1 protein-coding gene is annotated in these 644 nt (G+C 69.1%); it reads right to left on the bottom strand.

The annotated features are described in order from the left end of the window. Positions 1 to 36: 36 nt before the first annotated feature. On the bottom strand, positions 37 to 528 hold the full coding sequence (locus K789_RS0107145; RefSeq protein WP_024366165.1) for a ribose-5-phosphate isomerase: 492 nt from the start codon (positions 526 to 528) through the stop codon (positions 37 to 39). Positions 529 to 644 lie beyond the last annotated feature (116 nt).

Here is a 644-nt window from a genome sequence, read left to right as displayed (position 1 = left end):
GGCGGGCCAGCCGGTGGACGGAATGCCCTTCCGGCACTAGGCGACGACCTCGCCGGTGCGCTCATAGGTGGCGATCTTGCCGATCCGGCGGACGTGGCGCTCGTCGTTGCTGAAGGGTTCGGCCAGGAACGCCTCGATGATTTCCGTGGCCTCGTCGACGCTGTGCTGGCGGCCGCCGACGGCGACCACGTTGGCGTCGTTGTGATCGCGCGCAAGCTTCGCCGTGGACAGGTTCCAGGCCAGCGCTGCTCGGACGCCCTTGACCTTGTTGGCGGCAATCTGCTCGCCGTTGCCGGAGCCGCCCAGCACGATCCCGAGGGCGCTGGTGCCGGCCTCCTGGTCGGCCACGACCGCGAGCGCGGCATTGATGCAGAAGGAGGGGTAGTCATCCAGGGCGTCGTAGGCCTTGGGGCCGTGGTCGACTACCTCGTAGCCTTTGGCGCTGAGGTGGCTGACGAGGTGCGCGCTGAGTTCCATGCCTGCGTGGTCGGTGGCAATGTGCACGCGCGGGAGGTCAGAGGGGGTCACGGCGTATCCGTTCAGTTGGGCAGATCAGTGAAGTCACGTGGGCTGCGGGTGCGGTGTGGGGGCTGGTCCCAGCCTACTAGGGCACGGGGCGGCGGGCCTGTCCGGCTGCCGGCCGG

The sequence above is a fragment of the Arthrobacter sp. TB 26 genome (assembly GCF_000427315.1).
GTDB lineage: Bacteria > Actinomycetota > Actinomycetes > Actinomycetales > Micrococcaceae > Arthrobacter.
This window is presented reverse-complemented; position numbering and strand designations above follow the sequence as displayed.